The organism is Bradyrhizobium sp. CCBAU 11357 (assembly GCF_028128865.1).
Classification (GTDB): domain Bacteria; phylum Pseudomonadota; class Alphaproteobacteria; order Rhizobiales; family Xanthobacteraceae; genus Bradyrhizobium.
In genome coordinates this window covers 1-23,069 of the sequence record NZ_LBJW01000010.1, presented here as the reverse complement: position 1 = coordinate 23,069, position 23,069 = coordinate 1, and the positions used below count along the sequence as shown (strand labels likewise).

Annotated in this window: 16 protein-coding genes and 3 pseudogenes; 15 read left to right on the top strand and 4 right to left on the bottom strand. The window is 58.8% G+C overall.

What is annotated here, in order from left to right; all coding sequences use genetic code 11:
* Positions 1–1,226: 1,226 nt before the first annotated feature.
* Positions 1,227–1,358 carry a hypothetical protein gene (locus XI05_RS01670; protein ID WP_271498262.1) on the bottom strand — a complete coding sequence of 44 codons (132 nt, stop codon included), beginning with the start codon at positions 1,356–1,358 and terminating at the stop codon, positions 1,227–1,229.
* Positions 1,359–1,804: 446 nt separating this feature from the next.
* Between XI05_RS01670 and XI05_RS39625 the strand changes: the two genes are divergently transcribed.
* From XI05_RS39625 to XI05_RS01635, 7 genes and pseudogenes are all read left to right on the top strand, one after another.
* The gene (locus XI05_RS39625; protein WP_271498261.1) at positions 1,805–1,990 is read left to right on the top strand and encodes a hypothetical protein; all 186 of its coding nucleotides are present in this window, start codon (positions 1,805–1,807) and stop codon (positions 1,988–1,990) included.
* A gap of 599 nt (positions 1,991–2,589) precedes the next feature.
* Entirely contained in the window at positions 2,590–3,222 is a 633-nt protein-coding gene (locus XI05_RS01660; RefSeq protein WP_271498260.1) for a hypothetical protein, read from the top strand.
* A 119-nt stretch (positions 3,223–3,341) separates the two neighbouring features.
* A pseudogene (locus tag XI05_RS39450) lies at positions 3,342–3,839 on the top strand (prolyl oligopeptidase family serine peptidase); the annotation flags it as partial.
* A gap of 118 nt (positions 3,840–3,957) precedes the next feature.
* Positions 3,958–4,215, top strand: coding sequence for a prolyl oligopeptidase family serine peptidase (locus tag XI05_RS01650; RefSeq protein WP_271498259.1), 258 nt, complete (start codon positions 3,958–3,960; stop codon positions 4,213–4,215).
* Between the two features lie 973 nt (positions 4,216–5,188).
* Positions 5,189–5,563 carry a helix-turn-helix domain-containing protein gene (locus tag XI05_RS39620; protein WP_442869221.1) on the top strand — a complete coding sequence of 125 codons (375 nt, stop codon included), beginning with the start codon at positions 5,189–5,191 and terminating at the stop codon, positions 5,561–5,563.
* Positions 5,538–6,827: a type II toxin-antitoxin system HipA family toxin gene (locus XI05_RS01640; protein ID WP_271498258.1), complete on the top strand. Its 1,290-nt coding sequence runs from the start codon at positions 5,538–5,540 to the stop codon at positions 6,825–6,827. The genes XI05_RS39620 and XI05_RS01640 overlap by 26 nt, the downstream gene beginning before the upstream one ends.
* A 45-nt stretch (positions 6,828–6,872) precedes the next feature.
* Positions 6,873–8,095 (top strand): annotated as a pseudogene (locus XI05_RS01635) (IS701 family transposase).
* A 208-nt stretch (positions 8,096–8,303) separates the two neighbouring features.
* Here the strand turns inward: XI05_RS01635 and XI05_RS01630 are convergent.
* Positions 8,304–10,493 (bottom strand): hypothetical protein, encoded by a 2,190-nt coding sequence (locus XI05_RS01630; RefSeq protein ID WP_271498257.1) that lies wholly within the window; start codon positions 10,491–10,493, stop codon positions 8,304–8,306.
* Positions 10,494–11,247: 754 nt separating this feature from the next.
* Positions 11,248–11,769 (bottom strand): hypothetical protein, encoded by a 522-nt coding sequence (locus XI05_RS01625; protein ID WP_271498256.1) that lies wholly within the window; start codon positions 11,767–11,769, stop codon positions 11,248–11,250.
* Between the two features lie 627 nt (positions 11,770–12,396).
* Between XI05_RS01625 and XI05_RS01620 the strand changes: the two genes are divergently transcribed.
* Entirely contained in the window at positions 12,397–12,744 is a 348-nt protein-coding gene (locus XI05_RS01620; protein WP_271498255.1) for a Wadjet anti-phage system protein JetA family protein, read from the top strand.
* A complete protein-coding gene (locus XI05_RS01615) occupies positions 12,626–12,877 on the top strand; it encodes a Wadjet anti-phage system protein JetA family protein (RefSeq protein ID WP_271498254.1) in 252 nt (83 codons plus the stop codon). The genes XI05_RS01620 and XI05_RS01615 overlap by 119 nt, the downstream gene beginning before the upstream one ends.
* Before the next feature lie 7 nt (positions 12,878–12,884).
* On the opposite strand, the gene XI05_RS01610 is transcribed toward XI05_RS01615, so the two are convergent.
* On the bottom strand, positions 12,885–13,289 hold the full coding sequence (locus XI05_RS01610; protein ID WP_271498253.1) for an isocitrate lyase/phosphoenolpyruvate mutase family protein: 405 nt from the start codon (positions 13,287–13,289) through the stop codon (positions 12,885–12,887).
* A gap of 544 nt (positions 13,290–13,833) precedes the next feature.
* On the opposite strand from XI05_RS01610, the gene XI05_RS39615 reads away from it, so the two are divergent.
* The 6 genes and pseudogenes from XI05_RS39615 to XI05_RS01580 all read left to right on the top strand — a co-directional run.
* Positions 13,834–14,157, top strand: a complete 324-nt coding sequence (locus tag XI05_RS39615) for a helix-turn-helix domain-containing protein (RefSeq protein ID WP_442869220.1) — start codon at positions 13,834–13,836, stop codon at positions 14,155–14,157.
* A gap of 768 nt (positions 14,158–14,925) precedes the next feature.
* Positions 14,926–15,132: a cold-shock protein gene (locus tag XI05_RS01600; RefSeq protein WP_036030656.1), complete on the top strand. Its 207-nt coding sequence runs from the start codon at positions 14,926–14,928 to the stop codon at positions 15,130–15,132.
* A gap of 2,547 nt (positions 15,133–17,679) precedes the next feature.
* Positions 17,680–17,994 carry a hypothetical protein gene (locus XI05_RS01595; RefSeq protein ID WP_271498252.1) on the top strand — a complete coding sequence of 105 codons (315 nt, stop codon included), beginning with the start codon at positions 17,680–17,682 and terminating at the stop codon, positions 17,992–17,994.
* A 1,161-nt stretch (positions 17,995–19,155) separates the two neighbouring features.
* Positions 19,156–20,454 carry a glycoside hydrolase family 28 protein gene (locus XI05_RS01590; RefSeq protein WP_271498251.1) on the top strand — a complete coding sequence of 433 codons (1,299 nt, stop codon included), beginning with the start codon at positions 19,156–19,158 and terminating at the stop codon, positions 20,452–20,454.
* A gap of 251 nt (positions 20,455–20,705) precedes the next feature.
* Positions 20,706–21,710, top strand: coding sequence for a pectinesterase family protein (locus XI05_RS01585; protein WP_271498250.1), 1,005 nt, complete (start codon positions 20,706–20,708; stop codon positions 21,708–21,710).
* A 1,037-nt stretch (positions 21,711–22,747) separates the two neighbouring features.
* Positions 22,748–23,069 (top strand): annotated as a pseudogene (locus tag XI05_RS01580) (IS256 family transposase); the annotation flags it as partial.

Genomic DNA, 23,069 nt, shown 5'->3' with positions numbered 1-23,069 from the left:
CAAGCCTCAACGTCTCACAGCGACCAGCCAAATTCGCCAGAGCGCTGATCGAAGGTCGCGACGTGCAAGAAGAGTGAGACTACCATAGGCGCGTGAATGTATCCGCACCCTTCAACTTGCCGGGCTTGCCGTTCTGGTCAACGTAGAACAGGGTCCATGACGTTGGCATTCTGGAGCCATTAATTTTGCCAACTTAACGGGTAAAGGAATTGCACTGGGCAAAAGTGACAACAAAATACAACCCCCGGGAACTAACGGCTCCGGATGCTGGATAGGGGATGCCTTGGCACGCAAAACCATGCGCGTGCTTTGTGAAAGTTCCTTGTATTGACCCGCTGTTGGCGGACAAAACGAACAGTTCTGAACCCCGTTCATTCTTCCAGAATGAAGGAGCAGGAAGACCCTGCGCGGTGGCCTCGCTCGACACCATGAAGCAGTGGGCAAGCAGCAAAAGTCCTAGAAGTCTTTTCATATTCAAACCTCGGAAGAAGTCGCGTAAGGGGAGCAACATAGATCGTGTAATTTGGTACAACTTGAGGTGACGTTCGCTGCCTTATCTTGCATTCGGCAGTGGAATGCGGCGCATATGCCCGAAATCGCGCCGGATCACGGCGCCCTGCGGCCTGAATCCCCCGAATGATTGGTCGCGGCGGCGGCGCGGTAAGCCGATGCTCGGCTACTTTGATGTGAGGCAAGCGCTCCCGGTCGCCGAAATGGTCGGCGCGGTGCGGGAACCAGAGGACGAGAGCGACATCGGTTCGCGATCTTCGCCAATTGCGCGCCGATTGCTGATCATCGAAAGCAAGCTTGAAGGTCTCCCGGCGTCTCGCAAGCAACCGGCTGACTTCGACGACCTCGCATCAGTCCTCGCTGGGTGCGTTAAGCCCCCGTATCCATACATTTTCGCCGCTGGATCGGCAAAGCCATAAGAAGGTTTGCGTTTACAATAGAGCACTCCCCGGGGAGAGATCGTGGGAGTCGCGAGGAAAGTCATCCGTCATCTTGGTGTGTCAGTGCTCACCACCGCCAATTCTTGGAGTTTCAGCGGCTAGGAAGTGGCCGTATCAGCAGCAAGCTAGCGCTGGCTCTCGGAGCACGTCGTGAACTGAGCTTGAGCACTGGCAATATTGCGCAAAGAGGTGCTGTCGTCGACAGTACTACTTGACGCTTGGCCGGTATGGCGTCAACGAGAAAAGCCAATAGGAACTGGACATGGATGTGATTGATCAAGCGAACGCCTCGGAGTTGCCGCCCGACTTGCACAGGCCTTCAAGGCGCTTTTCTTGGATCCTCGTTTCGAGGGCTGCTTCAACCAGAAGTCCGACGAATGGCGTTGCCGTCGGTACCGGCTGGATCATGTTTTCCTCAACGTGTCTGAAGCATGTGACCCTGCTCAACCGAGCTCAACACGCGTGTTGGACGCATCGATAAGCGACTGCGTGTCTCCACGGCCTCGTTGGAGCATTCCCGCGCCTTTGCGGCTCATATCGACCAAGAGCGACCTGCATCAATATGGACTTCTGTCAGGGGAGCCCGCTTTGGTCAGGAAATGATCCGCAATCGCGAGAATTCTGCCGGCAAGCTTTCCGACCGCCGAGGTGGATACCTCTGGCGGAAAGGTGATCGCGATTTCCGGGGGCACGCTGGCGCGACCTGTGGCTGTCGTTCCCCCCAATTGGTACGACACCGTTGCCTATGAGCACTCCAGAGAGAGCGCGCGAACGTGGGGTCGCATCAGCGCTCCCGGTGTGATCGACGGGCCGATCAAGGGCGAAGCGTCCTGGCCTATGTCGAATAGGTGTTGGTGCCATCCCTCCTGCTCGGCGACGCTATCGTCATCAAGAATCTCGGCAGCCACAAAGGAAAGATCGTGCGGCGCGCCATCCGACCGGACCTGTTCTTCCTGTCGCCCACAGCCCGAGCTCAATCAATCGAAGTCTCCGCCAAGCTCAATTCCGAAGGCCGCCGAGCAACCGTAAACACAATCTAGAAGCGCAGCGGTGCCTTGCTGGACCGCTTCACGCCCGGGAATGCGCCAACTAACTCGTCAACGCCGCATACGCTTCAACATGACGCGCTCACGCTCATCAACCAAAAGCGGGTAACGGTAAAAGAACGAGACCAACCTTTGTCGGGTTTGTTGGGTTCGTGACCTAGGTGTTGCAACGTGTTCGCAGAGCCGAACCGACGGAAACCCAATAAACGAGGGCGTGGCGCAATCAGCGAACTGGCACGAGTTTTGATGCTTCCCTTGCGGTGCGGCAGGCGCTGCCGGCTGGAATCATGTTTCGGTTACCCTCATGGGTCAACGGAGGAGGGAAAGCGGCATGACGGGCCTCCGTCAAATCGCATGCTTCAAATTGCATGCTATTAGATGCCGGGGATGGCATAGTTCGCGACCTCGACGCTATGGGCCAGTCGACTTCGGGAAGAGCTTTTTGAAGGCTGGCTCCAGCCGTTTTTTATGGACGGCGAGTACTAGCCTAGCAGGCTCGGGAGTTTGTGCGGTCTCGGGCTTGTCTTGGTTCCCTGACGTCAGCAATGCAGTCCGCATCGGCTTTTCCCTAAAGCCTTACAGGAGGTGCTTGCATGAGCTTAGATATTGAATGCGATGGCGCGCCGCATGTCAGCCCCGTCGCAGGTCAAGTGTTCCGAGACTTTGGCATTGAGCCGATCATTAACTGCACCGGCGTGCGTACCTCCTACAGCGGATGCAATCCAACCCGACCTGTAGTCGCCGCAATGGAAGCGTCGGGTCAGGGCTTTGTCGTTCTGGATGAACTAGCGGAAGCGATTGGACGGAAATTGGCTGCGCTCACCGGTGCCGAATGGGGGCTCGTGACGGCCGGAAGTGCCGCAGCAGTAAGCCAGGCGGTCGCTGCTTGCGTAGCTGGTAACAATCCAGAAAAGATGCTGAAGCTCCCGTTACGAGGGGAGAAGATGGTGGTCGTCGCTGCTGATCAGCGAATGGCTTACGAACATGCAATTCGAGCAGTCGGTTGTATGGTGCTTCCGATCGGCCGTGCCTCAGACCTCGATCAGCTTCAAATTGAGAAGATCGCAGCAATATGCGTTGTTGCCTCAGATATTCCGAAGTCGGCGTTGTCGTTCGAACAAATCGCTCTGCGCTCCAAACAACTGGGAATTCCACTGATCGTAGACGCGGCCGGACAGGCGCCCAAGTTTCCGAACGTTTGGCTTCAAACGGTGCCGATCTGCTGATTCATTCAGGCGGGAAGTATATCAGCGGACCGCAATCTACCGGCTTCCTACTCGGCTCGAAAAGATTGTGCAGAGCGGCGTATCTAAATGGGCCTCCTGGCCAGTCGTTTGGTCGGTCAATGAAGGTTGGTAAAGACGAGATCATTGGCGCTTACGTCGCGTTGGAGCAATGGGTAAAGGGAGGGGCTGCTCGTGCGATGGAGAGATGGCGCGAGTGTATTTCGATAATGAAGCGGGAATTTTTGAGCGTGCCTGGCCTTTATGTCCAAGAGATGGAACCGGACTCTGCAAGGTCTGACGGCACGATCCCGACACTTCTCCATGGCTATGGCGGTTTCCAGGAGTCGCAACTGCCCTCTGATCTGGGATCGATGGGGTGGCTATGGCTCGAACACGGCAATGCCTATGTCCTTGCGAACCTGCGCGGGGGCGGTGAGTTTGGTCCACAATGGCACCAAGCGCCCCAGGCGGCAACGAAGCAGACGACATGGGATGATTTTATTGCCGTTGCCGAGGACCTGATCTGTCGGAAGATCACTAGTCCGCGCCAGCTGGGCGCGATTGGCGGCAGCCAGGGCGGCCTGCTCGTTGGCGCCGCGATCACCCAGCGTCCCGAGCTCTTCAACGCGGCGATCATCGAGGTGCCGCTATTCGACATGCTTGGATACACCAAGCTGGGCGCGGGCGCCTCCTGGATCGGCGAGTACGTGATCCCGCCATTGCCGAGCAGCGTGCGTGGATGGAAGGCTACTCGCCATACCAGAAGCTGGTGGCGGCTATCCCGCTCCCTTAATTCTTACCTCCACCAACGACGACCGCACGCATCCAGCACACGGCCGCAAAGCTGCCGCGAAGCTCGCCGCGCTGGGCCAGCCTTACTTCTATTACGAGAACATCGACGGCGGACATAGCGCCGCGGCCAATCTCATGGAAGATGCGCGTCAACTCGCCCTTGAATACACCTATGCATCGAGGCGGCTTTGTTCTGAGTAAGTTCGGCGGACGGGCTGATCGAAGCCGAAAGACTAGAGACCATTGGTTATCTCAACTCCTCACGTTACTCAGCTGAATTCATGGAACGCAAGGCGAGAGAGCTGATGAGAGTGGGCGGACTCGATGAAGCTCGTCAGATGCGCAAATCACCGGTCTGAACAGCCTCGACCGCTGTCGAGCGGATTCCTGGCGTCCCAAGCACAACATGACGAGCTGGAAGTAAGTTGCTAGGTGGGCTTCCTTGAGGATAGTCAATCCGCGCCATGCCTGCATTGAGTTCCCTGAGCAACCATCTATTTCTCGTACGGCGAAGTCGCTACGCAAGCGGTCACGGATGCGACCAATTGCTTATTCCTCCGCGCAGTCGCCGTCAGAGGCCGCGGCGACGCAGGAACGGCAGATCCAATCGACGCACAGCGTGACGCAGCAGTCGCCTTGGCTGCCACCCCGGCTGCGAAGCGCGCGCGGTACTTAACTCAGGTAAAGTGCTATCCTTCTCACGCAGCATAGATCCAAATCGACAGCGATTGTTGATGGGTCTGGAATGATTGTCTTTCCGCGGTGAGAAAGCGTTCGCGCAGGGTTGCACAATGTGCCAACTGCACGAGCGGGCGGTATGACCCCGACACATTTCGCGATCGTCAAAACCTCTATTAGGACGTTACCTCATTCGCCGAACGTGAGGAGGTCGCCACATCGAGGGGACGCCAAGGACCATGTTTCGCTCGACGGGATGAGCGGGGATTCCCTCGGGCCGTCATCGATTTTCAAAGAACAGAGTTGGTATTGGCAGCTGAATTCCCGATCGGTAACTTTCTGGGTCGCTGGCTTTGGTGTTAAAGTTCCCGTTCGGTAACTCTTTGCCTCTCAGCCTTGGAACTGCGCCAAAAATTCCCGATCGGTAACTTTTCGCTGGACATCCACCGTTTCAGCTCATAAAGTTCCCGTTCGGTAACTTTAAGACGAGAGGGCTATGAACACGCGTCCAAAGGGCACTCCCCCCTCAGGCGGAAACGACGCTCCTGGAGAGACCGGTGTCGCGCGCCAAGCCGCCGAGTTCGCTGCAGCATTCGGTCGCCTCATCCAGGCAGAACGCAAACGCCAGGGCCTCCGGCAGGACGAGCTGGCCATGGTGAGCGGGACAGGAAAGCGCTTCATCGTTGACCTCGAGGCCGGAAAAAGCACGTGTCAGCTCGGGCGCAGCCTGCACGTGGCAAACGTGCTCGGGCTGCGCATCGAGGATGTTCTCAAGGATGCCCAAGCCCGCCGCGCGAACACTTCCGAGACACCGGACATTCCCGACAGCGACGAGGAGGAGCCTCATGGACCGTCTTCCCGTCTACTTTGAGACGCGAGAGGTCGGCTGGATCACGACCGCCGACGAAGCGTCAGGCTTCACCTATGCCGAATCCTGGCGCGGGCTGACCGGCGCCTTCCCTGTGTCGCTCACCATGCCGCTCTCGCGGGCGTCGCACAATGCCTCGGCAATTCTGTCATGGGCGGCAAATCTGCTGCCGGAGGACGCAACTCTCGGGATCGTAGGTCATATGCTCGGCAAGTCGCCGGCCGATGTCATCGGTCTTCTTGCCGAGATGGGCCGCGACACCGCCGGCGCGCTCTCCGTCGGACAGCCGGGCACCGGGCTGATCGCCGGAAAATGGCGAGAGATCCCCGACAAGGCCGCGCTCGAGCGCATCCTCAATGAGCTACCCCACAAGCCCTTCCTCGTCGGCGAAGATGGCGTGTCGATGTCGCTTGCCGGTGTGCAGACGAAGCTCGCCGTCGCTCTGGATGGCGACACCCTGTACATACCGATCGACGGCGCGCCATCGACCCACATCATCAAGCCCGATGGCGAGCGCTTGCCTGGCGCCGTCCAGAACGAGGCATTCTGCCTGACGCTCGCGCGCATGATCGGAATCCCGACGCCGAAGGTGACGACCGGCACGGCAGGCGAACGTAGCTACCTGCTGGTTGAGCGCTATGACCGCCGTCATGACGGCAAGAGGTGGCGGCGGCTGCATCAGGAGGACTTCTGCCAAGCCCTGGGCCGACCGCCAGCTGCCAAGTACCAGAACAACGATAGAGGCCTAAAAGGACCATCATTGGCCGACATGGTCGGCGTGACCCAGCGCCACATGACAGCACAGGAGACCGCCCGCTTCGTCGACCTTGCCATCTTCAATCCAATGGTGTGGAACACGGATTCCCACGCCAAAAATTACTCGCTGGTGCTATCGGCGCGCGGCGCCGCCATGGCGCCAGGCTACGACATCATCTGTGCGGCGCCATATCCGAAGATCACACGCAACATGGCGCAAAAGATCGGCGGGCAGAAGCAGGCTGATCAGCTTGGACGAAACCACTGGGAGCGCTTCGCCATCGACTGCAAACTCTCTCCAACACAGACGATCCGTCGCGTCTCCGAGATTGCTCAGGCCGTGACGCACCACGCAATGGTGGCCAAGGCCGAAGTCGAAGCCATGCCTGCCTGCGGCGATCCCGTCCTGGACACGGTCGTCGAGGCGGTGGTTTCGCGCGCACGCGGCTACCTAGATCGCCTGAAGCAAACGGAGCCAGCGCCGAAAGGCGCAGCAGCCCTATCCTCTTAGTATTACAGTTGCTATTTTCGGTGAGTTCTGAATCCATGGGTGACCATGATACGGGATCTGATGATTGGTGGTGCGTCGGTTGAAGATAAGCTGACGCTGCGGGCTTCCTCGTTGCGAGATGCCAAGCAACGCATCCGTCCGCTGTTTACGCAGGAGCGGGTGGCGGCCTCGGCGTGACGGTTTCTCGACGGACTGTTGGGTAACGAGCCGCGCAAGACGGGTTGGATGCGAACTAAAGCGGCCGGCGATCCAGGCCCGTGGCGCCAGCAGGCGATCCTGGGTCGGGGGCAGTGGGATGGCGACGCGCTGCGCGACATTGTTGCGTGAGTACGCGCTGGAAACGTTTGCCGATGAGGACGCGGTTCTGGCTGTCGATGAGACCGGGTTTTTAAAACAGGGCAAGGCGTCGTGCGGCGTCGCACGCCAGTACACTGGCTCGGCGGGCAAGATCACCAATTGCCAGATCGGAGTGTTCGCCTCCTATGTGTCGCGGCATGGCCATGCCTTCATCGATCGCACGCTCTACCGGCCGAAGGAATGGACGGACGCCCCCGCTCGCCTGAAGGCACCGCATGTAGCGAGCGATGTGGGCTTTGCGACCTAGCCCAAGATCGCGCGTCGAATGATCGCTCGTGCGATCGCCGCAAGGGCGCCGTTCTCGTTCGTGGCGGCGGACAGCGTGTATAGCACGGGCGAGATCGAAACCCTGCTGCGCGATGCGGGCAAAGGCTATGTTCTGGGTGTTGCTCCCAATCACGTGTTCCGTTCCTGGAGCAAGCCGCAGCCTGTCGCCGGCACCGCCTTCGCGATCGCGCAGAGCCTTCCCAAGAAGGCTTGGCGCCGCCTGTCGTCCGGCGGAGGGACCAAAGGTCCGCGCTGGCACGACTGGGCCTATCTCGAGTTGGACCGATCTCGACGTCAGTGAATACAACGACGATCTTGCCGGGGAATGGAAGCGGGGTCTTCTGATCCGCCGCAACATCGCCGACGGCAGCTTGGCCTTCTTCTCCAGTTGGTGCCCCGAGGGCACGTCCATGCAGAAGCTGGTGTCGGTAGAAGGCCATCGCTGGCCCATCGAGGACAGCTTCGAAACCGCCAAGAACGAGCTCGGCCTTGATCACAACGAAAGCCCCTCCTGGCATGGCTGGCATCGCCATGTCTCACTCGTCATGCCGGCCTTCGCCATGATGGCCGTCATCCGGCATCGGGCCAATGCTGAGCCAGCGCTCAAAAAAACCCGACGCCGGCGCACCAAACATCGTTCCTGATCCGCTGGTCGATCCAGGAAATCCGTCGCATCGCTATCAAGCTCGCTCAACGGCGCATCTCGATCGACCGTGTTCTCGCATAGTCGCTCTGGCGGCGAGCTCACCAGGCCGACGCTCGCCGCGCTCACCTCAGACGAAAAATGAAACTGTAATGCTAACTTAGATGAGCCCAGAGCCTCTCTTCGCGAAAAGCCTAATCAGTCTCCAATTATCTGACGTCGGGCAGGTTGCCAACTGCGTTGTTCAACAAGGACCTACAGAATGCAGGCGTGAGCTTGCCGCGGTGGATCACGACGTTTTCGTGCCCCATCGCGGCTCGCGCGCTCTGCCAGTGCCGATTGTAGCCGCGCTGTTCATTGGATTTCACATGGCAAGCGGCGAAGTCGGCGTCAGCCGCCGTCGCCAACTGCCACGCATGTACCGGCCGCTTCGTATGGATGTGCACCCACATCGGATTCGGCGCCGCACCGTTGCGCAGTGCCTTGGGCCGCAGCTTAATCTCGAACAGCGTCCCCGGATCGCCGCTCAACGCGCGCGGTGGATCCGGAGGCTCCAACTCCCCGGCCGCCCGCAACCGTTCAAGGTATTTCTGCGAGGGAAAGCCGTAGCTCTTCATGCAATCGATCATGATGGCGGCTCTTTGCCTCTTTAATGAGTGTGCCTGTCCCTGCACCTCGGAATACATCGCCTTGAGCCGGACTATCTTGTCGTGCACTTCGGGCACTTGCGCGGCCGTGAGTAAGCCACTTCGACGAGGCTCCTCCAACGCAGCTACACAGGCTTCGATCTCGGCGGCCTGTCTGTGGAGGCGCTCGACGACGATATTTAGGACGTGGTCGGCGTCCTCGGGTTTCATCTGACGCGCTTGCGAGACGGCGCTTTGCTGAGCGGGCAGATCGAACTGCAAAAGTTCGTCCAATCGCTTGAGCAGTCCCGTCAGCGCTTCTCTGGAGGGCGGAGCCTGCCACATCGTCGGGTTTCCGCTCGCCGACGATGACGCCCGCGCGCGGGCCTCCTCCGCGCTCGTGAGTTTCTTTGTACCCAGATCCGAGAGTACGATAACCTTGCGTGTTGAGCCGGTGCCAGCGTCGGACCCGGCGAGCTGCGGCTCAGCGCCCCCAGCTGTCGAACTCCCCTCGCCTGCGGCCGCTGCGCGCCTGCCTTTGCCCTTCCTGCGCGCTGCAGTGCCTTCGCCCACCCCGGCAGTATGTTCCGGCAGCACAGCCCAAGCCGGCGGTTCAATCGTGGCTGACGTCTTTGGCTGAAGTGCCAGCAGCCGCATGACTTCGTCCGCTGTAAGCCACGCACCTTCCACTATCTGATCCAGCAATTCTAACCGAAGATCGGCTCCCGCTCCGGCGTCCGTCAGGCTGGCAACCATGCCGCTCACTCCTGACGCAAATTCCGAAAGCCGCTCCATGACTCCTTCCAGAACGTCGCGGTGCTCAGCGTCAAGCGGCGCTCCGTTGCGGTTCATCACGGCCTCGGCCGTCGAGGCGAATGCCGGAACAACATCCTCGATGAAGGTCCCGAGCAGACGCACCCGCCCGTCTCCATCGATAAGGGCGTCTCGCACGGCTGGTCCCAACCTGCTCGCTAGGGAGAGCTGCGCGAGAGTGATCTGCGATTCCAGATACTTGTACTTCGTGTTGAGTGCATAGCCGGTATGCAGTCGTAGCGCGGCCTCTTCGGACTTCCGCAACTCGGGCGTGCTGCTTGGTAGGTCGGCAGTAGCCGCGCAGACGGACTGCATCCGCTCCGAGCGCAATGCCCTCTTTCTCCACCACTCCATGCAGTGCTCATAGTAGGGCTCCACGCCTGAAAGCACGCGGTTCAGCTGGTCAGGCGAAGCGGTGCGGATGATCCTGCCGAGCAGGGCTGCTGCTTTATGTCTACTCTTCTCCAGGTCATCGAAAATCGCAGCAGCCACGGCGTTACATTCGTCGGCCGCGCCCAGCGTCTCATCGCGGAGCTGGCGAGCCCGATCGTCGGGCAGAATGCGCCCCGCCAAACGTGGGGGCAGAGCAGCGTAGTAGTCCAGAACTGCTAAGCCTGCCTTGACGACTTGATCGATCAGCTCTTGCCTCTCGGACAAGGTCCGGCCGCGCGTGGCTGCCCTACGACAAGCATTAAGGTCCTCAAGCAGGCTGTCCAACGTTCGCTTTGCTGCCTTAACCTCATCTCGTGTTGGCGCCGCGACATCCGAAGCTGGTTGCCGGTTCACGAGCGGCGCGGTTCTATCTTGAGGCCCGGAGCGCATCCGTTCCACGACGGCCTCGAAAGATTGACTGCGTTCCCCAGGGACGAGGCCGAACTCCAGGCTCGAACTGCTCGATACCCCAGTGTCGGCCCCTGCAGCTCCAACGTGCGATTTGCCAGCTCGGCCGATGCCCGTCATATTTTATCTCCGATAGAAGAGTCGAGAATGCGCAGCCTTCCTGGCTAGACCGCTTCGCTGACGAGTAGCTGACCAAGAGCGTTTTTCCCGATGCACAAGCCCATGTCGCCTCGGGTCGACTTCCATCGCAGCTGCTGTGCTGCTGAAGACAGCGATGCCGGGATAACCGCCTCAGCTGCGGGATCATCACCTGCAGTACATGACCGCAGCCTGAAGCGCGAAATTTCCGCGAGCGCGCTGGGGCAGCACACCGTCACTCGACAGCCTTGCATTGGGGGGCATTTTCCTCTGGAAATTGCACGCGATCGGCGCACCAATGGGCGCGCGGACGTTTCGGGCGAAAATCCGTACGCGGGACATCGCGCATAATCTAGTGTCCTAAACCAGAAGTTCATGGCGTTTTAGGCCTTGGCTGATTGTGAGCGCAGAAGCGTTGGATGGAGCTGAGAATGTCGTCAGCTGATTTGGTCCATCGGAATGGGCTGGGGTCGGCGTTGTGCTGTTCGATGAAGGACGTGATCTCAGTACGTAGCTCCGCCACGCTGCGGTAGATGCCGCGCCTGATTTTGCGCTCGGTGATGAGGGCAACGAAACGTTCGACCTGATTGAGCCAGGATAAGCTGGTTGGCGTCAGATGGACGAGCCAGCGCGGTCTCTTGGCTAGCCAGTTACGGATCAGCGGCGTCTTATGGGTTGCCTAATTGTCCTTGACGAGATGGACGTCCAGATCATCCGGCACGGGACTTCGATCTCATCAGAAACTTGCGGAATTTCCGTGGCCCGTGGTGCCCGTACACTTGCCGATGACCGGGCCGGTTGCGATGTCGAGAGCGGCAAATAGCGATGTCGTGCCATGGCGCTTGTAGTCGTGACTGCGGCGTTCCACCTGACCAGGCCGCATGCGGAACGAGGGTTGGCTCCGATCCGGCGCCAAGATCTGTGGCTTTTCGTCGACACACAGCACGATGGCTCGCTCGGGCGGGACCACGTAGAGGCCGACGACGTCGCGAACCTTGGCGACCAAGTCAGGATCGTTTGAAAGCTTGTAGGTCTCCAACCGATGTGGCTGCAGGCCGAAGGTGCGCCATATCCGCTGTACCGTCGAGACCGACAGTCCACTGGCCCTCGCCATGCTGCGCGAGCTCCAGTGAGTGGCCTTGGGCAGTTTCGTCTCAAGGGTGCGGACGATTACTGCCTCGATCCGGGCATCTTCGATCGTGCGCGGCGTCGCTGGTCGATCCAGGAAACCCGTCGCATCGCTATCAAGCTCGCTCAACGGCGCATCTCAATCCACCGTGTTCTCGCATGGTCGCTCTGGCGGCGAGCTCACCAGGCCGCCGACGCACGGCGCGCTCACCACAACGCCGCTGTATGTCTGATAGGCCATCGAACCGACGAGCGTGGCGCGAAGCGGGAAAAGTCCCACGCGCGACGACGAGACCTTCCATGTGGGGAAGGCAGGGTAGCCGGCCCGCCTCAACTTTGCTGCCAGCTCGCGTCGCAATCTCGGTGCGTTGGAAAGCTTCCGCGCGTTTGGCAATCTCGGGATCGTCGGTCGGACCGACATATTTGAGGGTCGTCTTCTTCGATCCCTCGCCGCCGAGGGCGTGTAGATCTTGTAGTAATAGTATTCGCGGTTGGCTCGCTTCTGTTTTGAGAAAGGTCCCGTTTTCCGGAGCGGCTCGCGAGCCTCAATAAGCATCTCTCGCAGCGATTCGGCGGCTTGATCGTGCAAATCCGCCTCAACGGAGGCCGTCGAAAAACTGAGGCCCGAGATCACCGACCGCAAGCAGCGCGAAGCCGCGCTCGTCGTCCGCGAGGCGCGCAATCAGGCCGACCAGTTCACTAGTCTAAGAGCCTGCGGGCCATTCTGGCCGACCTGAAGCGCGTCCGACGGACCGTCATGGAGTCGAAAACAGTCGCTACCCGGCTGGAAGCCTTTTTCGAGGAGTTCGTCGAACAACTCCTGCTGAAGGACTTCGAGTCCATTCTCACCGTTAATCATCCGTACCGCTTCCGCGACGCCATCGCCGATCTCGCGCGGAGGATCTCCTACACCCCGGAAACCATACAGGTCCTCGCCGAGGAGTACACAGCTTCCAGCATGGCAGCCGACAATCGAGGACGGTCGGATGGCCGCTGCCGACGACCTGCTGGCCATCGAAAGCATCTTCGATCAGATCGGGGAGATGTTCGAAAGGATCGAGGCCTTCCGCAGGCAGATCGACGCCCGGGTCCGCAACACCATTGAGTACGCCGAGCGGGTCGGGCAGGGACTCGTCGGCCGGGCCGGCGACCTGGTGCGACGTCTGGATGCCCTACTGCGGGACGGCAGGCACCACAAGGCGACAATCGAATGGAGCATAGCTTCGTTCAATCCGTGACCGGCGATCAGCGCCTCGATCCTGGCCACGAGAACAAGATTTTCGGCGACTGCATGTTTAGAGCCCGCAGACGATCGCAGAAATCATCAATATCGGCGAGCGGATGCCGCTCACCAATAAGCGAGTTCAGCTTCGGAAAGCAGCTGTCCTCAAGCGAGACGCCCGCCACGCGAGCCTGACGAAGTTTGCGTGCGAGCAGGCGAGCATTGTTGAAATTGCCGAAGCCGCCATCCCCGTCAACGAGCACAGCTAGCTCTCTCGAGTCCACCATGCGTTCGACGCTCTGGACGAGCTGGCTCCATGAAACTTCATTGGCATCACGATAGCCCAGCGAGCTGGCAATCGACAGACCAGACGCCCAGAGCCCCATTGAATCCTGAGCGCTGGGCGATTGTGGCGGAAAGGCCATCATGGGCTTCCATCAAAACGAGAGGTTATCATTCGAGCAGACCTGGGCACGAAGCATTTCCACAGGCGAGGGCCGCGCGCGTTGTTGACCTGCGGTGGACCGAACGGCTCGTGCCTGATGCTGCATGCCTAGATCCTGTAAGCCGACCTAGATTGCCACCAACGTCGTTACTCATATTTTTCGGCGTGATGCCGCTCAATGAACAGCATTGGTAGTTTATTGGGACCGCAAAGGCTTGCATGATGGCCATAGGAGGCGCGCCGAACGCATAGCTTTCGCTATGGGTTGATTGGCCTCGCGCCTAAGGCTGGAAAGAAGGGCTTTGGACGCAAAATGAATGACCTGGGTTCGCGAGCCCGTGCTACGCCTTGAGAGAGAATTCCCACACTCCTTCGGGGGAGGAGTGCTTAGGGAAAGGGTGATATCCGGCTCACATAGATTTAGACGCAAATATCGACAGCCACGGTTGTCGTAATGCTGCCGTCGGATTGACGACAATGTCGAAAGCCCGCCGATAGGGCTACAGCAGGATGGCAGCCTCGTGCGAATGGAGCGGCAATCGCCGAAGAACTTGTCCTGTCTCGCCGACAGTTTGCTGGCGCCACTGAGTGGTATGGCATTTGCTGATGCTTTCCTGTTCTCTGGACTACAGGAGAAATTCATGGCGGATAGGCGAGAGGTTGTGCTGTCGGAACGGGAAAGACAGTGTTTGCGATGGGTCGAGGAAGGGAAGTCATCCTGGGCTATCGGAGTGATCCTGAAAGTGAGCCTGAACACTGTCAATTTTCATGTCAAGAATGCGATGCGAAAGTTGGAATCGACCAGCCGAACGCAGTGCGTCGTCAAGGCGCGGCGTTTGGGTCTTCTTTGAGCCGCGGTTTCGGTGGCGCTGTGGCGAAATACAAGCAGATGTCACGTTGCAAGTGTACAGCGATGATAGAGGTGCTGATACTATGAACAGTGCGTGCTTCCATGTCATCGCTGATCGCTACGGTGAGGCGCAACGCGGACAAGGTAATCAAGCTAACGGCGCACGCGCATCACACTCTTGAAAGCTGGACCGTCGGTCGAATCCCAATGTCCGTCCTCCCCTTGCCGGCGTGGCGGTTCGATATGTGTCGGAAGCTGAAATCTGGTGATCATAGCGGCTGACGTGCTGAAATTGTGATCACCGAAACGCGGCTCGGACGGCGCGGGCCGGACCTTAAGTCCGCAATGATGGTCGGCAGACGCATTTCCAAAACACGCTGCTGGTAGACGCACGAACTAGGTAAACTAACTTCGGGTGATTCTGACGAAACGTTGCTGGCTTAGTGACCGACACTTCGCGGACCATCAATGCAGCAGACGTCGTGGTTTTGGATTATTGGGGCGTGTTCGATGCGTGCAACTCTCTTGTGAACCGTTCGCCGCAGCAACTGAAGCGAAGGTCAAATCGTCATCCGGATGCACAGGAATGGAAGGGAAGTGCGGTCGCGTCAGGGGCTTTCTATCGCTCGCATATTAGGCGACAGCTAGGCGATCCGACAGAGAAATGAGACGAGACCTTCGCATCCATGCCGCGATGTTTTTTGCCGCTGCTCTTGATGGCCGGAAGACTCTTCGCTAGATCACAACGGTTCACTAAGGAGGTGCCGACGTGGCAATGGGTATTGTGAAGTGGTTCAATCCGACCAAGGGTTATGGATTCATTAGGCCCGAGGATGGAGGCCCCGATGTCTTCGTGCACGTCAGTGCCGTGGAAAAGGCCGGTTACACCACTCTCGAAGAGGGGGCCCGCGTAAGTTATCAGCCCAAGGCCGGGCGTACGGGCAAGATCTCAGCTGAAGATCTCCGGGTTGGCTGATCCGAACGCCGGATGACGTCTTGGACGAGAGCGGGGTCTCTGTCTCGGGTTGATGAGGATAGTTGTCAGGTAATGGTGAGGTCTTGTTGACGTGACCAGCTCCCCTTCTCAGCTGAAGCAACATAGCCGAGGCGTGCGCCGTCCAGGCATTTGGGATTGCGACACCGGTGAAGCGCTGTTGGCGCAGAGCCGTCAGTCCCGCGACAAAAAGTTCTCGGTGCGGGCTGGTAGTGATTGTGGTTCGAGTGCGGTGATTGTTTCATCACGAGAGCCGAGCTAGAAAGGCGCGTCAGCATAGCGCCGCACCGTGCTCTGGCGCAGAGTCTGGCGCGTCTGAACTGCCTGCTGAAGATGGTCCGGAATTTATTGCCTGGCATGCGCCGCCTGAGGCACGAACTCGTCCTAACCCTCCATCAAAGCCGTCGGGCTCGCCGCGGAGGATTGTCCACGCTCTGCTCCTTCTGTCAAGGACAGCACCGCTGCACCGGAGACCTTGCGAGAAGCTGACGGGCTTTGCCGCTGGCTGCAAAAAAGGCGACGCGCCAGTTGCCGCACTCGATCTCGCCGATCACCGGGCCACCATAATCCTAAACGCAATTGTTCAGACCACTGGCGCCAGCTTACGAAAGTTTTGTGAAGCCACTCCAGGCAACCCTAAGGTCCATTCGGGGTACAAAATTCCACTGCTGAGCAACTGACCCTTTGAACTGGTAGAGCCAAGTAGGATTGCCATCTTTCGTGACGCGACTTTTGTTGTCGATGCACAGCTTAGTGTCGGCGATACTCAGAATAGCAATTCCCATCGCTGCTTGGGATCGGCAGGGTTGTAGACTGCAAGCGTCAGCGCTACTTCCGGAGCGATGCGATCGCCTTCCTGTGCGATTGCGAGCTTACCTGCGCTTGAGTTCAACGTTGATGCGCGAATGTCGGGTTGCAAAAATTTGCGTCCTGATGGACATGGAGACAGAACAAAGTAGGATACACTTCACAAGTATACACAGCCCAAGCGAGGTACAGCAGCCTTTTGGAAGAAAGGCACGGTGCTTGCTTGGGTGGAGTGAGCGTCACCGGTCTTGCAGGGGCTGTGATGCTGGGGCGGGCCTGACATGTTCAAGACCATTTCGGGTCCGCCCCGTTACTGCTCGCGAGGCAACATGGAGCAACGTATTCGAGCGGCTTCAGCGGCTAACGCGTCCGCTCATGCGCTCGGTCCGAAGTCCTCAGCGTATACGAACAGGAAGGCCGCAGGTACAACAGAATCAGAGTCCGCGTAACCGGGAGCATAACAAACGGTTACGACTTCGAAAGTGAATGCCATATCGCCGGTCGCTACCGAGTATATATCACTTCGGAGCGGAGTCGCATTGGCTACTGAGGCCCAAGTGCGCAGGGGTCTATAGCGGTCTTGATTATTGCACCTCAACCTCCTTCTCCGTGAGAGTGACAGACAATGGTGTCCAGATAGTCGATTGGCGGAGGAATTCCTTCATATACAACGTCTGGTGGGCGGTCCGCGCAATAGAGGGAACCCGGCGATGGAAATTGTGCTAGCAATTGGCGCTGTACTCGTTTTCACCGCAATCACGGTCGCTTGCCTGTGGGCGCTTGGAGCCTGGCGTGGCTGAGTATCTTGGTGAATGAGCCGATGGAGAAAGCGTTGTTACCATGCCGCTCCTTCTCGTTGATTTTCTGTGCGATTCGGATTGGCCCGATTGAAGGTGAGACAGTTCGTTCCGAGCGGCGCAGGTGCGTAACATCGCGACGTAGGATGCAAGCGGGCCACGAACTGATCTTCGACCAGGCTGGGCCAAACGCGGTTTCGGAATTTAAGCGTGAGATCAGTATCGTGAACAGCCGTGGCATGAGATTGCGAGGAGCCTCCAACGCCCTTCTGCATTGCGGATCGACTGCCGATCAGCCGCACAGCACCGTCAGTCTGGCGTTAACGCCCGCCACGGCGGCTCACGCCACAACGTCCTCGCAAGAATGGTGGGAGCACTCTGGCCGACGGTTGCCGTAGCGAGCGCTGCTACAGACTCGTGGTTTCGGCTTTCGCTGTCTTGCTCAAGACATCGGTTGTTTCAGTCGCGACAAATAGGGTCGCGGACAGCCAGATGGCGCGAGAAAACCCACATGATTCTATCTATGAAAATGCTCGAGGGCATCGGCATGTCGATTGCTTGAATGTGTGACGGCACCAATTTGGTCATGATATTCCTTCAGCACCCGATCCAGGTATTCAAATGAAACGTGCGCACTTCATCAATGGCAGAGGTCTCTTGATGCACGTTTCAAAACGCGTGCCAGCATCGCGAACTCTGCTAACTTCGGATTGCCGTTTGCTTTACCAGCCAGAATCCGACGGTCCTGCAACGGGCTCGCGACCAATGGCGGCCCTCAACAAGATGGTGCACACCGGGGTTAAGACGTTACGCTTCTGGACGATCGTTTGCGCCACCTTTAACCCGCGGCTCAAGCGCCCGTATCGGCGAGATGCCAAGCCTGGGTTCTTGGAGCTAAGCGCCGGCCTTGCATCGGTGGTCACACATGGTCAATGAGCTGTTGCAGGACGATTGGGATCCTGAGAAAATAGTCAGGCAGAAGGACGAGCTCAAGGTTAAGCTGCTTTGTGCCCAATCGGTCGTCGCCGAATGTAAGGCAGGATTGGCGGATTTGGAGCGGAGGCTTGAGCGTCGAGCAATCTCATTGCGGATCGATGAACGCCACCTGCGCCAAACAATTCAATACGTGACGCGCTACCGCGCGAACCGCGAAGCATCGATGATCCTGTTGACCAGGAAGTTGCCGTGGCGTTTTCCAGGCGATCATGAGACCGTTGAAAGCTGCCGTAACCCACGTTAACGGCGAGAGTACCGACCGGCTTGCGAGGCATCATTTTTACGGACCCGGGCGGGCGAACTGGAGGCCTGCCGTTATGCCGGGCGTTTTGGTGGTCGCGGTGCGTTGGGCCGGCGGATGCTGCGCGGAGTAACACCACATGCGGGACGTCTCCCCGCGGTGTTGACCAAAGCCTCCTGTCTGGAGGGCTGCTGACGCAGATGTCTGGATTGAACGTCAAGAGCTGTCCCCCTTACTCAGGGCCACTTCGGTCGTTTTCATCGTCCCGGCCGTAACCTCGTCAGCTTTTCGAAAGCTTCTCCGAATACGGATAAACCCATTGATCCTGGACGGGAGGCGGGCGTGCACTCGCACAATTTCGACTATTCAGTGCTGCCCCTCCGCCATCGGTACAGCACGCCGGACTAAACGATCAGCAGCCGAAACTGGCGGAAGAAGATGCCTTTGAGCCGCAACTGAATACAGCGCGCATGGCACGCCTTGCCACGATGCCGCGGTCGCAATCCGCCGTCGAATGTCTCGCGCGGATCATGACTACATTCACGAGTGGTGAGCGGTCCGATTACTCGTCGGAAACTCTCACCATCTACGGCTGAGATCGTCAGATGCTTTAAGGTGGCGGAGTTTCCCGGCGAGGGCGGCAGTCGCTCCAGGCCAGTGATGACAGTACACTAAACCAGCTCGCCAACGCGGTGTTCAAGGAGAACAAGCACGCAGGTATGGCTTTCCGGACGCTTCAAGAACAGCGCGGAGGTTCAGCAGCAGCAGTCGGGGTCAGGCGCGCGTGAGTGCCGCGGCTTCGGCGGGTACTGGGCGTACACCAATTGCTCGCAGTGAGGCTGATGCGCCGCTTATCGAAATCGTTATCAAGAGCAAGCACTGGGCGCCGACGACTCTAGATGCAAAAAAGCCGAATCCGGCGACGCGCTTGATTGGCGTGAGAAGGCCGACCATTGACGAAGCTGTCGGATTTTGAGCCGTCGCATGACGCTCCGTGGTTTTTTGCGCATCTGCAAAGTGCTGCTGCGCAGGTGCACGGTCCGGGCCTCTGCTGCGTCTTATAAATGTCATCTTGCGCGCGCCAGTGACGCGCGCGGCGGCTGGATCCAGCCAGCGGCTCCATACCGATGGGGCGTGGATGCCTGACAAAGCACGAGGAGGTCGATGACAGAGCGTTTTCGCAACTTGGCCCTATTGTTTATACTCACCTGCATCGTTGTCTTCCCCGCCGCGAAAGCGCAAGACCGCCGGACTATCAACGAGCCTGTTGCACCTCATACGGTGTGCGAGCGCCTCGTGCCGTCTGCCAAGCAAGATACGACCACGTTGCAAAATGCCATCGACCAATGTCCTTCCGGAGCCGCCGTGTATTTAGGGCGTGGCGAGTTCCGGTCGGGCCCACTCGAGATGAAATCGGGCGTGACGTTATGGGTCGGACGCGGGGCGACGCTGATCGCCATCCCCGAGCCTGCTGCTTACGATAAGGGCCTCGGACGATGTGGTCATATTGCGGAAAAGGGCGGCGGTTGCCGGCCATTCATCAGCTTTTCCAAAACGAGCGGCGGTGGCATCTACGGAGAAGGCATCATCGATGGTCAGGGCGGCGCAGTAATTCGCGGCGGCGCGGAAACCTGGTGGCAGCTAGCGCGCCACGCTCAAGCCCAGGGCGGCAACCAGAACGCCCCGCGCTTGATCCAGATCGATCATGCGCAGGACATCACGTTCTCTGGTGTGACCTTGCGCAACGCTCCCAACTTTCATGTCGCGATGAACCGGGTCGAAGGTGCCACGTTCTGGGGCCTCATAATCGATTCACCTGCGGATGCGCGCAACACCGATGGCATCGATATTGGCGCGAGTCAGGATGTGACCGTTACCCACAGCTTGATCCGTACGGGTGACGACAACGTCGCAATCAAGGCCGGCGACAATGGCTCAAGCAGCCATATCTCGATCGTTGATAATTATTTCGGCTGGGGGCATGGCATGTCGATCGGCAGTGAGGTGAATTCCGGGGCCGGAGACATATTGGTGCGTAATCTGACGCTGGATGGTACGACGTCCGGCCTGCGCATCAAGAGCGATGTTAGCCGAGGCGGTCTGGTCGAGAGCGTGACTTATGAGTACGTGTGCCTGAGGGGCAACCGGTGGCCGCTAGCTTTCGATACAAAATATGATCCGCGCGCACAAGGCACGAGAATTCCGGTCTATCGGCGAATCGTTCTCCGTCATGTGCATGGCGACACCGGTGTGTTGCTGATGCGCGGCGTAGACGAGGAGCATGCACTTGACGTGACACTCGAAGATGTCCGATTTGCTGATTCCGCCACTTGGCAAGTTGAACATGCGAACGTCACCGCAAATCACTCTGACGTATCACCGTCGCTGCCCGGACGAGCTGCAAACCCGCTGCTGCACGGCTCGGAGGTATGTTCAGAGGCGTTCCGCAACAGCAATCGGTAAGCACTACATCCAGCGCCTAACTCGGGTGGTGAGTTCAGCATCTGGGAAGATTACTGGTGTTGACGAAGGTCGGCCTCATGTCCGGACTTGTTTGCAATTGTCTGACGGTTTGCAGGGCCGGGAATGCGAAGGTGAGGTGGAGGTTCTGATTTGGCACGAAAAAATGTGTTGCACATGCGCGGCGGCTATCCCGCAGAGATTGGCTCTGTCGACTGCGTCGAGGTGCCGCTGACTCAACGAAGTGTAGGATCATGGGTATTTTCGTTCACCCTGCTGCGCTTCTGACGGGATGTTTCTGCATCTCGTCAGCATACGCTCAGCCACTGTTGGTGTCGCATGCCGGAAATGCCGACTATCATTCGGTGCAGCAAGCCATCGACGCATTGCCGCCGGAAGGCGGAGATGTTCGGATCGCACCGGGTATCTATCGTGAGAAGGTCAAGATCTCCAAATCCGGTGTTCATCTCTCAGGTACTGGTAGCAAGCCAGAGAATACCGTCATTGTGTATGGCGATGGCGCGATCAATGTAGGAGGAACCGCCCGGTCGGCGACGCTGGATGCCAATGGCGATGACTTCCGGCTCGAGAATTTGACCATCCAGAACGACTACGCTCTCAACCCGGCCAATCCACCCTCGCAGGCGGTTGCACTATCCCTTACCGGAGACAGGGACGCCGTTACGCGCGTCCGCCTGCTCGGCGCCCAGGACACGCTGCTTGCCGGCAAGGGTCCAAACGGCAGAATGTCACGTCAATACTTCTCGAACTGCTACATCGAAGGGCATGTCGATTTCGTATTTGGCAACGCCAAGGCCTGGTTCCGGAAATGTGAATTGCACGGCATCGCCAATCAAGCGGTTGTCTTTACCGCTCAGAGCAAGGCAGCACCGGACGAGGACAGCGGCTATGTTTTTGATCATTGCACTCTAAGTGCCGACCCTGCCGCACGCGATATCGCGCTTGGCCGACCCTGGCGGCCGTACGCCACAGTGGTCTTTCTGTCGACGAAGATAGATGTGCAGGTTATTCCCGAAGGCTGGCGCGAATGGGATAGGGGCAAGACCAACAACCTGAGCACGAGCTATTATGCCGAATATAGATCCTTCGGGGTCGGGGCTAACCCCTCAGGCCGCGAACCTTACTCCCATCAACTGACAGATGGGGAAGCCGCGAAATGGTCGCTGACAGCGTTCTTCGGGAGTGCCACAGATTGGCTGCCTGCGAAACCATATCGATGGAAGACAAAACAACGCTGACGGTGAGGGAACGACGGCGATCCTCGGATGAATGACGGAGAGAGCGGACATGATGGAGAGTGGTGTCCAGCAACCAAACTGCCGGGGGCGTGAGAGGGGCAGCGCTTCGGCTGTCACTCCACGCTTAGAGGAGCTCGTTGAGACGCTCCATCGCTCGCGGCGGGGTGCGATCATCCGCTTATCCCGCGCTTAATGGCAGCCTGTCCAACTACCCGTCGAAGATTGGCGCCAATAGGCGTAAATCGAATGTGAGGCAAACATCGCAGCTCGATCTAATCGAATGCACAAGCGAGCGCACAAGGTCATTCTTCAGGCTCAGATGATGAAGGCGAAGTCGGCATAAATTTCTTGTCAGGCGCCGGCCGTCGGCATTCAAGATACCACCGTCAATCGACTCCTTCTCATGTCAAGTGCCGCGCAAGATTTCCAAGCGCTCCGATGGCCTTTTTCATCAAGGAGAGCGCTGATGCAAGAGCATGCGTTTATCACGGCACGCAGACCTGCATGGGGCCGGTGACGGGGTTGTAGCGGCTCTTCCGTGGTCGGCGGGCGTGCCCAACGAACGATTCAAATGGCTCCGAAGGCCGGGCACCGCGATTACCCAACGCCAGCTTAGGCCAGCGGCATATTGCAGCGGGCGTCTCGCGCGATCCGCGATGGGTTCTTCAAGGGCGTACGCGAAGTGCTGCTCTGCGAAGCCCTGGCCCGGCAAGCTGCGCTCAACACGGCATGGGGCGGGCCGCGGGTGACGGCTGCCGACAACAGGTACTCCATGGCGTCCAAAGCGCCACTTTGCGAGGAAGGACCGCACTTTGGATCGGGATGATGGTCGTTTTTCGTCCGTCCCGAAGTCAAAACTAAATGGGGGGATGCAAAAGTTCGCGACAGCTCCGAACATTGATAGACGACATGCGCTACTATGCGTCTGGCCTCAGTAGGGGGATGTCCCGGGTTCTGTTGAATTTCTGAAGAGGTCGGCGTTGCCCACCTTGAGCCGGTAGGCTCGGGGTGCTGATTCCACAAAGGAGAGCAACGCCATGACGAGAGATATCACACCGGCTGGTTCGCCGGCGACTGGGGCTGTGGACGAAGCGTTTGCGGAAGTGCGGGCGAGCTTCGATCGGTTCTGCCTTGCGGCGGGGATCGAGGCGCTCGGCACGATGATGGAGGCGGATGTGACGGCGGCCTGCGGGCCGCGCCACGGTCGCGATGCGGAGCGGCGGGCGCACCGTTGGGGCCGAACGCGGGGACGGATCGGTTTCCACGGCGGCAAGATCGAGGTCGAGCGCCCGCGGGTCCGGGGCGTGGACGGCCGCGAGGTCACGATCCCGAGCTGGGAAACGGCGGCGCAGGAGGACT

Coding starts and splice junctions, on each gene's coding strand:
- XI05_RS01670 (WP_271498262.1), bottom strand. CDS start 1,358: ATGATCCAGCCGGTACCGACGGCAACGCCATTCGTCGGACTTCTGGTT.
- XI05_RS01660 (WP_271498260.1), top strand. CDS start 2,590: ATGAGCTTAGATATTGAATGCGATGGCGCGCCGCATGTCAGCCCCGTC.
- XI05_RS39620 (WP_442869221.1), top strand. CDS start 5,189: ATGAACACGCGTCCAAAGGGCACTCCCCCCTCAGGCGGAAACGACGCT.
- XI05_RS01640 (WP_271498258.1), top strand. CDS start 5,538: ATGGACCGTCTTCCCGTCTACTTTGAGACGCGAGAGGTCGGCTGGATC.
- XI05_RS01630 (WP_271498257.1), bottom strand. CDS start 10,493: ATGACGGGCATCGGCCGAGCTGGCAAATCGCACGTTGGAGCTGCAGGG.
- XI05_RS01620 (WP_271498255.1), top strand. CDS start 12,397: ATGGAGTCGAAAACAGTCGCTACCCGGCTGGAAGCCTTTTTCGAGGAG.
- XI05_RS01615 (WP_271498254.1), top strand. CDS start 12,626: ATGGCCGCTGCCGACGACCTGCTGGCCATCGAAAGCATCTTCGATCAG.
- XI05_RS01610 (WP_271498253.1), bottom strand. CDS start 13,289: ATGATGGCCTTTCCGCCACAATCGCCCAGCGCTCAGGATTCAATGGGG.
- XI05_RS39615 (WP_442869220.1), top strand. CDS start 13,834: ATGGAGCGGCAATCGCCGAAGAACTTGTCCTGTCTCGCCGACAGTTTG.
- XI05_RS01595 (WP_271498252.1), top strand. CDS start 17,680: ATGGTCAATGAGCTGTTGCAGGACGATTGGGATCCTGAGAAAATAGTC.
- XI05_RS01590 (WP_271498251.1), top strand. CDS start 19,156: ATGACAGAGCGTTTTCGCAACTTGGCCCTATTGTTTATACTCACCTGC.
- XI05_RS01585 (WP_271498250.1), top strand. CDS start 20,706: ATGGGTATTTTCGTTCACCCTGCTGCGCTTCTGACGGGATGTTTCTGC.